This is a genomic window from Geobacillus zalihae NBRC 101842 (assembly GCF_001544135.1).
Taxonomy (GTDB): Bacteria; Bacillota; Bacilli; order Bacillales; family Anoxybacillaceae; genus Geobacillus; species Geobacillus zalihae.
In genome coordinates, this window is the sequence record NZ_BCPV01000091.1 from 1 (window position 1) to 8,743 (window position 8,743).

Annotated in this window: 7 protein-coding genes; 1 reads left to right on the forward strand and 6 read right to left on the reverse strand. The window is 43.6% G+C overall.

The genetic code is table 11. The annotated features are described in order from the left end of the window. Positions 1-103 precede the first annotated feature (103 nt). The 6 genes from GZ1_RS16700 to iolG all read right to left on the reverse strand — a co-directional run bounded on the left by GZ1_RS16700 (position 104) and on the right by iolG (position 7,035). On the reverse strand, positions 104-1,114 hold the full coding sequence (locus GZ1_RS16700) for a LacI family DNA-binding transcriptional regulator (protein WP_060788930.1): 1,011 nt from the start codon (positions 1,112-1,114) through the stop codon (positions 104-106). 45 nt (positions 1,115-1,159) lie between these two features. Next, on the reverse strand, positions 1,160-2,116 hold the full coding sequence (locus GZ1_RS16705; protein ID WP_008880024.1) for a sugar ABC transporter substrate-binding protein: 957 nt from the start codon (positions 2,114-2,116) through the stop codon (positions 1,160-1,162). Positions 2,117-2,166: 50 nt separating this feature from the next. Beyond that, on the reverse strand, positions 2,167-3,156 hold the full coding sequence (locus GZ1_RS16710; RefSeq protein ID WP_008880023.1) for an ABC transporter permease: 990 nt from the start codon (positions 3,154-3,156) through the stop codon (positions 2,167-2,169). 8 nt (positions 3,157-3,164) lie between these two features. Beyond that, on the reverse strand, positions 3,165-4,673 hold the full coding sequence (locus tag GZ1_RS16715; RefSeq protein ID WP_011887535.1) for a sugar ABC transporter ATP-binding protein: 1,509 nt from the start codon (positions 4,671-4,673) through the stop codon (positions 3,165-3,167). A 242-nt stretch (positions 4,674-4,915) separates the two neighbouring features. Further along, complete coding sequence (locus GZ1_RS16720; protein WP_060788931.1) at positions 4,916-5,905, reverse strand: Gfo/Idh/MocA family protein; 990 nt, start codon at positions 5,903-5,905, stop codon at positions 4,916-4,918. 77 nt (positions 5,906-5,982) lie between these two features. Continuing rightward, entirely contained in the window at positions 5,983-7,035 is a 1,053-nt protein-coding gene (gene iolG, locus GZ1_RS16725) for an inositol 2-dehydrogenase (protein WP_008880019.1), read from the reverse strand. 302 nt (positions 7,036-7,337) lie between these two features. On the opposite strand from iolG, the gene GZ1_RS16730 reads away from it, so the two are divergent. Continuing rightward, a complete protein-coding gene (locus GZ1_RS16730) occupies positions 7,338-8,573 on the forward strand; it encodes an IS256 family transposase (protein ID WP_031406929.1) in 1,236 nt (411 codons plus the stop codon). The last annotated feature ends 170 nt before the right edge of the window (positions 8,574-8,743 follow it).

Below are 8,743 nucleotides of genomic sequence, written 5' to 3' on the forward strand. Positions count from 1 at the left end.
TGTGAGTTTTAAACAGATCGAGGGAGGGAACAAAGGGTAAGCGCTTTACTTATTTGTGAAAATAAAGACACCGAATATACATATCGGTGCTATTTTCATGGTACTAACAATGACCGTTTAAATCCTTTACTGACTCCCGTTCAATTAGAGATGGTGTCAGCATAATCCGATGACTTGGGATTTGAGGGTTTTCAATGGACTCGAGTAACTTATAGATAGCATAGCGAGCCAACTCATCAATCGGCTGGGCAATCGTCGTTAACCCAGGATCTGCAATTTCTGCATGGATCGTATTATCAAACCCAATGACAGAAATATCTTCCGGAACTGATACATTTGTCTTTCGAGCTTCGTTCATAAAAACCACAGCAATTAAATCTGTTGTCGCAAAGACAGCTGTCGGTCTTTCCGACAGATGAAGAATTTTTTGTGACGCTATCTTTGCATCTTCAATTTTAGAAATAGAGTCAATAATGAAACGTTGATCCAATTCAATTCCGTGATCAGAAAGAGCTCTTCTAAATCCTTCCAATCTCAGGCGTCCGCTCGGGCGATTTAACTCTGCAATGATAGCCAAACGGCGATGTCCTTTATCTAGTAGATAACGCCCGGCAAGATACCCTCCCCTTATATCATCAGTAGTAACTACATGCGAAGATAAGGCGAGATGATCAATAGAAAACATCAAAAATGGAATATCTCTTGATTGGAGTGTCTGGAAGGCATTTAGATCCTTTGGTTCTGTAGCAATGATAATGCCATCCACCTGTTTTTTCATAAGAAGATCAAGATAATACTGTTCCCGTTCGAGCTGATAGTCAGTACTGCACAATATAATCGCATATCCGGTTTCCCGGGCATAATTCTCTAATGCCCGGGAAACCTCAGCAAAAAATGGGTTAGCGATATCAGGAACTAACACACCAATTGTAAATGTTTTTTTACCGGTTAACGCTGCAGCCAAACTGTTCGGGTGATATCCAAGCTCCTGCATGACCTTTATAACCTTTTTTTTGGTTCGATCACTAATATTCCCCGTATTATTAAGTACCTTTGATACGGTCGCTATCGATACACCTGCTCGTTCAGCTACATCGTAAATAGTAGGTCTCATAATATGTTCAAACCCCTTAGATAGTCCTTTCCCTTCCAAATACACCTATTTTGATATCGTTTTGAGAAATTCTAATTTCTCTTGAGCGTTGTCTTTCGTGATCACTTCAACACCGCTATTGATACGTTTGTCAACTTTTTCGCCATTAATAGCGGCTAGTGCATTTTTCACGCCTTCATATCCCATCTTATACGGGTTTTGCGCAATCGTACCGGCCAGTTTTCCATCCAAAATCGATTCCACTGCCTCTAAAGTCCCGTCTGTACCAATCACTTTAACGTCTAGCCCTTTCGCTTCAACTGCGCGTAAAACCCCAAGGGCCATATCGTCATTTGCAGCGAATACACCTTTTACATCGTTATTTTTCTGCAGGATATTTTCCATGACAGACATCGCTTTTGTTTTATCACTATCAGCAGGTTGCTCAGCAACAATCACCATCCCTGCCTCTTCGAGAGCAGCTTTGGCTCCTTTCACACGTTCATCCGTCGCTGTATTTCCGAGGGCACCTGAAATGATCGCTACTTTATCTCCTTTTTGAAGCAGCGAAGAGAGTAACTTCCCGCCTTCATACCCTGCCTCATAGTTTTCAGTACCAATAAAGCTTGTTTTATTTTTGAGTTTGGCATCCGTATCTATAAGAAGAACTGGAACAGTCGCAGTTTCTAATACAGGCACTACTGTATCCGGTTGCGACGGAGAGACGACAAGCGCACCGGGTGACTGGTTCAATTGATCTTCGATCATGTTGATTTGCTGCATCACTTCGGACTCTGCATTTGGCCCAACAACAGTCACATCCACACCAAGTTCTTTACCTGCAGCCTTTGCTCCAGCCTCGACATATTTCCAGTAAGGGCTAGATAACGTTTTCAAAACAACCGCGACTCGTTCCTCGCCTCCACCCCCGCTTGCCCCTTTAGAACCACCGCACCCGGCCAAAAGAGCCATACAAGTTAAGACAACTGCTGTGCTGAACAACTTCGTTTTCTTTTTTATCATAAAATAAAACCTCCTCATTTTCCATTTTTTTGCCCTAGCGAAAATGGTATTTAAGCCTTTTTGCTCTTCCGTTGTCGAAGAACATCTACAAATACAGCGGCAATGATTACCGTTCCGATTACGGTCATTTGGAAATCAGCTGGGACGTTCAAAAGGTTAAGTCCATTTCTGAGAACCGCAATAATCAAGGCACCAATTAATGTCCCCCATACAGTGCCAACCCCGCCCATGAAACTGGCGCCTCCAATAATCACAGCTGCAATCGCATCAAGTTCATAAGAAAGGCCGGCAAGAGGGAAAGCAGAGTTAACACGTCCAACCATAACGAGACCGGCAAGTCCCGCCATTAAACCGCTGATGGTATAGACAATAATTAATACTCGATCCACATTGATACCTGACAGACGGGCAGCTTCTGGATTCCCCCCAATGGCATAAATATAACGCCCTGTCTGTGTTCTCGTTAAGAAAATATGGAAGATCACATACACCACGATGACAAGCAAAAAGCTCACCGGAATCGGACCAACGAATTCACGACCAAGAAATTGAATGGCATAAGGAAAACCGGCAATTGGAGCTGCTCCCGTAACGATGAGAGCTATACCCCGAGCAATATTCATCGTACCGAGCGTTGAAATAAACGGATGTGGCAAACGTAATTTCGTTAATAAAATACCATTCAACCAGCCGAACCCTGCACCAACTGCGAGACAAACTAAAATCCCTAAAAACGGGGACATTCCCATGTTTACAGTAACAATCCCCATCATCATAATCGAAAGGGCGAGCAATGAACCGACAGACAAATCAATCCCTGCTGTTAATATCGGAAGAAGCATACCAATTGCCAATAGAGCATTGATGGACGACTGGCGAGCGATATTCATTACATTATTGACCGTTAAGAATTTAGGAGATAGGACCGTCAGCACCATGATTAACAAGATGAGGCCGATCAGTGGTCCAAACTTGCTTAACACCCGCTTAAGCGTGCCATTCATTACTTCATTTTTTGTTTTCACTACCACTTGACTCATACCTATTCTCACGCTCCTGTAGCCGCTTTCATAATCCGTTCTTGAGTAGCCTCCCCAATCGGTAAATCGGCGGTTATTTTGCCTTCTCTCATGACAAGGACTCGGTCGCACATCCCGAGAATTTCGGGAAGCTCTGAAGAAATCATAATAACAATAGCACCATTCTCCACCAATTCATTCATTAAACGGTACACTTCTACCTTCGCCCCGACATCAATCCCTCTTGTGGGTTCATCAAAAATAAACACTTTCGCCTTTGTACACAACCACTTAGCAATAACCACTTTTTGCTGATTGCCTCCGCTCAAGTTACGAGCTTTGAGCTCAATGTTATCCGGGCGAATCTTTAATTCCTTAATAAACCGTTTCGCTTCCTCGCGAATTCCTTTTAAATCGATTAACCTCGATTTTTTGGCGAATTTTTTCATATTCGCCATCGTAATGTTAAAATCTAGCGTTTGATCGAGGAGAAGCCCCTCCCCTTTTCGGTCTTCTGTAATCAAGGCGATCCCCGCATCAATGGCATCGCGTGGAGATTTGATCTTCACTTCCTTGCCATCAATAAAAATCTTTCCATTGCGACTCGGATCGGCTCCAAATATCGCCCGAGCAAGTTCAGTACGTCCAGCACCAACAAGTCCAGCGATGCCAACAATTTCACCGTATCGAACACTGAACCCGACCGGCTCCGGAGCCCCCGCAACCTCTAGACCCTCGACTCTGAATCCTTCCTTGCCGAGTGTAAAGGTTTGCTTCGGAAATTTCTCATCCAATGAACGACCGACCATCAATTCAATCCAATAATCAGGATCCGTTGTTTGCACAGGCATTGTTTCAATCTTAAACCCATCTCGAAGAATCGTAATTCGGTCACCTAATCTCTTAATCTCTTCAAGTTTATGTGAGATAAACAAAATCGCGATTCCTTTTTTCTTCAACTGTTCTACACACATATATAACTGCTCTACCTCTTGAGCACTAAGACTAGAAGTAGGTTCATCCATAATAATCAGCTTGGCATCAAAGGCGAGCGCTTTCGCAATCTCCACGAGTTGCTGCTGCCCTATCCCAAGTTTTCCAAGTTGCATATCAACGAGATTCGGGCTTTGTCCAAGCATTCCTAAACATCGTTTAGCTTCTTCCCGCATCGCCTTATGGTCAAGCATGGACATTTTGCCGCCGCGCTTTAATTCCCGGCCCAGGAAAATATTTTCGTAAACTTTGAGTTGAGGAATGACATTTAACTCTTGATAAATGGTAGCGATCCCTAACCTCATAGCATCAATCGGTGTTTGAAGATTAACGGGCTTTCCTTCCCAATAAATTTCACCAGCATCTTTTTGATAAGCACCCGTTAAAATTTTGATAAGGGTAGATTTTCCTGCACCGTTTTCACCAAGCAAAACATGAACTTCGCCAGGTTTGATATCAAGGTCAATTCCTTTAAGCACATGGTTTTGATCAAAGCTTTTTTTGATGCCCTTCATTTCGAGGAGACTCTCAGTACGTACTGCCATATACTGACCCCTTTCTGGCAATCTGCCACATCCTCCCTTAAGGAAAGCGCTTTCCTTATTTACGATTAAATTATAAATGAACTTATCTTACTTTTTCAACTATTTTTAAAAGTATTTTTTAGAATTTTTAAACCATCAACCGTTTTCGAGAAAGAATGATCCCATAAATAGCTCGCGTTACACGTGAGTTTTATTTTCCTAAGTGATGCGTTTTAACGATAGATTAAGCGCTTTCTATATTTTTATTTCACATCCATCACTATCGAGTGATTTTCAAGTGACTGATAGCCTTTTTCCAAATAAAGAGCCATTTCTAACGAGTGACTAGCATTGTATATCGGCTCTTTGTTTTCGAGAATGCAATCGTGAAAATGTTCTACCTGGTTTAAATATTGATCATCCTTAATTCTTTCAAAGAAAATCACATGACTATTTTCATCTCTTACGGTAATCTTACCAAACCCATCATTTGACACGTCGGGGCGGAAAGCGGAATCCACAATGATCGAACCATTCGAACCGATAATTTCATAACGATTGATAAACGGTAGCTCCATCGAAGCAGAAATCTCTGCTGTGCGATTTTTCTCATCAATCAACGTACAAGTTGATGTAGTATCAACGCCGAATTCAGGATGAATCTTTCCAAACATAGAAATCTTTATAGGCTTAAGGCCGACGATTTGGGTGACAACATGCAATCCGTAACATCCAACATCGCGCATGGCTCCCCCGCCCAGTTCCGGCTTCAATCGTATGTCCTCGCGATCCCGCAACATCCATGAAAAATGCGCTTTTACATGTCGATATTCTCCTATAATCCCTGATTCAAGCAGCTCTTTCATGCGTTTATGCTGTCTATGAAATTGATACATAAATGCTTCCATAAAGACGACCCCGTTTTTCTCGGCCGCCGTCTTCATCTCTATCATCTCTGACTCCGTCAACGCTGCAGGTTTTTCTAGCAAAACATGCTTTCCACAATTCATCGCCTTTATTGCCCATTCAGCATGGAGAGCATTTGGAAGCGGAATATAAACGGCATCTATGGTTGGAGATTGTAACAGTTCTTCATAGCTTTCATAGATGGTCGGCACTTGAAACCGTTCTGCCTTCCGCTTGCTTTTCGAAGCAACAGCCGATACTATGGCGCGGTTGGAACGACGTAATGCAGGTACTAGTTGATCGTACGCAATATTAGCCGCACCCAATATCCCCCAACGTATTCTCACCCTATCTATCCTCCCGTTTATGTAATAGCGTTGTCTTTGATAGGCACATATAGGTGCTTATAAGCAGTGTCTGAGACTTAAGAGGAAGCAACTGTGTTCATCAGAGATTCAACATTAACCAGTTCTCCTGTTTCAAATGATTTCTTACATGCGTAACCAAGAGCCGTTGAAATTACCCCGTCTTCTACAGTGACCTTTGGCTGTCTATTCTCCCTAATACATGAAATGAACTCTTCAGCCTCACTTAAATACGCCTGCTCAAATCTCTCTAAAAACCCATCTGAGCATTCTTTGATAGCACCGTTTTCATCAAAGACAGTGACCATATTTTTTTCAGGAATTGTTCCGATCCTTAATGTTCCTTTCGTACCAATGATTTCTGTCTCGATATGGTACCCGTGCGCACAGTTTCGGCCGGCAACAAAAATACCGATTTTATCGTTTTCGAACTTTACTAACACAGCTCCAGTTTCTGCGTCATTTAGTTCCCTAAACTCCGGATGAGCATAAGCCCCTCCGACAGCCCATACTTGTTTCGCCTCAGCCCCTAAGTACCAACGAGCCAAATCCAAGTCATGGATGGCCATATCCAAGAACAACCCACCACTGTAATTACTCTTTGCAAACTGCATAAACCCACGAATTGCCTTCGCCGGATCAAGACTATAACAGCGAATTAAAATCGGCTCTCCAATTTTCCCTTCCTCAATTTTCTTTTTCGCATAAGCATAAGACTTATCGTATCTCCTCATGAAACCAATCATAAAGACCTTATCTTTGTGCTTCCGAACGACCTCTTGAACCAACAAGGCTTCCTCTAAATATAATCCGAGCGGCTTCTCACAAAAAACATGAAAACCTGCATTTAATGCCTTCTGAATTTGCTCACAATGAAACCCAGACGGAGACGAAATAAAAATGGCATCTAACTCCTTATTTTCCAACATCCTATCAAAATCCGTATAACCGTACTTAATATTCCAATCGTGTTGGACCTGTTCAACTTCTTCCGCATTTACACTACAAACAGCCAATAACTCACAATTCGGAATTCTGAACGCTAAATTTTCCGCATGCCTTCTACCTAATCTCCCTAAACCTACAATCCCCACTTTTACTTTCTCCATCATCTTGACCTGCCTTTTAACATTTTATCCATTGTTAGGTTAAGCGCTTACCCTAACTAGACGTAGCTTTCTAGGTAAACGCTTTCCTTGTTGTTATTATACTTATCGAAATATTTCGAAGTCAATATCTAATTGCATCTACTTTCAAAATTAAATGATAATTAGCTCAAAAGAGACTATGCAAGCTTGTTGAGTTAAGTCCATATAATTGTGTAAAAAGGGAAATAGAAAAAGAGCCATGTTGCTTCCCCTTTGGTAGAATAAACAGTGGACCAAAAACACCAAACATAAGGAGGAATGCAACCATGGCTCAATATCATATTACCCTAAATGATGAACTTTTGCACGGGTTATTCACCAGAGATGAGGGATTAGCTAAGCTATTGGAACAAGTCCTCAATCAAATCCTCGAGGCACAAGTAGAAGAACAGCTGGGAGCTCGCCGTTATGAACGAACGGAAGAACGAAAAGGCTATCGAAACGGTTCGTATCCACGCCAGCTGACGACCCGGGTAGGACGGTTGACCTTGCGCGTTCCACGGACAAGAGATGGGGAGTTCTCTACGGAACTGTTCCAACGGTATCAACGGAGCGAACAAGCACTGGTACTGGCACTAATGGAAATGGTGGTAAACGGGGTGTCTACCCGAAAAATCACTCAAATCACGGAGGAATTATGCGGCACTTCGTTTTCCAAATCCACGGTCTCCTCACTGTGCAAGGGACTGGATCCGATTATCCAAGACTGGAATTATCGTTCCCTTCATGAACACGTGTATCCGTTTGTGCTAGTAGATGCTATTTATACGAAAGTCCGGGAGGATGGACGAGTACGCTCCAGAGCCGTGTTGATCGCTACAGGAGTGAATGAGGAAGGATATCGAGAAATTCTTGGCCTGCAAATCGGAAACAGTGAATCGGAGTCCAGCTGGAGCGAGTTCTTCGGATGGCTGAAAGACCGGGGACTCCGGGGAGTGGACTTGATCATCTCGGATCAGCACGGTGGGCTGGTGCAAGCCATTGAAAAGCATTTCCAAGGCGCTACATGGCAACGATGCCAGACACATTTTATTCGCAATATCCTCGATGCCGCACCAAAGTATATGCAGGATGCCTTGCTCGAGGAGATTCGTGGGATTCTTCATGCTCCAAATAAGCAAACGGCCCGGCTGTTATTGGAACAAGTGCTGGCCAAATGGGAAGAAAAAGCCCCAAAAGCCATGCAAATCCTCGAAGAGGGATTCGAAGACGCCACCGCCGTATTGGACTATCCGGACCGTTACCGGCGGCGCCTGCGCACGACCAACGGAGTGGAACGGCTGAACGAAGAAATTCGTCGCAGAGAACGGGTCATCCGCATCTTTCCGAACCGGGAATCGGTGTATCGCCTCGTTGGTGCCGTGTTGATCGAAATCGATGAAAAATGGATGTCAGGGCGCAAATACTTGGATATGGCTGAATATTGGCAGTGGCGGAAAACGAAAGAGCAAGGAGTCCGATCGGTGAATCAGGAGGCTCCGGCGATCAAGAGAGTGGGATAACCTCTACGCCGTGTCAAGGAGAACGTGGAATACCGGAGCGAAGCGAGGATATGCCGCGAAAGCTCCTTGACACGCCTGTTCCTTGACAACATGATCATTTGTCCGGGAAGGCGACCGGCAGGGAGACTTTCCGGTCTTACCTACCATACGTCAAGTCATCAGGTCCATGT

Coding starts and splice junctions, on each gene's coding strand:
- iolG (WP_008880019.1), bottom strand. CDS start 7,035: ATGATGGAGAAAGTAAAAGTGGGGATTGTAGGTTTAGGGAGATTAGGT.
- GZ1_RS16700 (WP_060788930.1), bottom strand. CDS start 1,114: ATGAGACCTACTATTTACGATGTAGCTGAACGAGCAGGTGTATCGATA.
- GZ1_RS16705 (WP_008880024.1), bottom strand. CDS start 2,116: ATGATAAAAAAGAAAACGAAGTTGTTCAGCACAGCAGTTGTCTTAACT.
- GZ1_RS16730 (WP_031406929.1), top strand. CDS start 7,338: ATGGCTCAATATCATATTACCCTAAATGATGAACTTTTGCACGGGTTA.
- GZ1_RS16715 (WP_011887535.1), bottom strand. CDS start 4,673: ATGGCAGTACGTACTGAGAGTCTCCTCGAAATGAAGGGCATCAAAAAA.
- GZ1_RS16710 (WP_008880023.1), bottom strand. CDS start 3,156: ATGAGTCAAGTGGTAGTGAAAACAAAAAATGAAGTAATGAATGGCACG.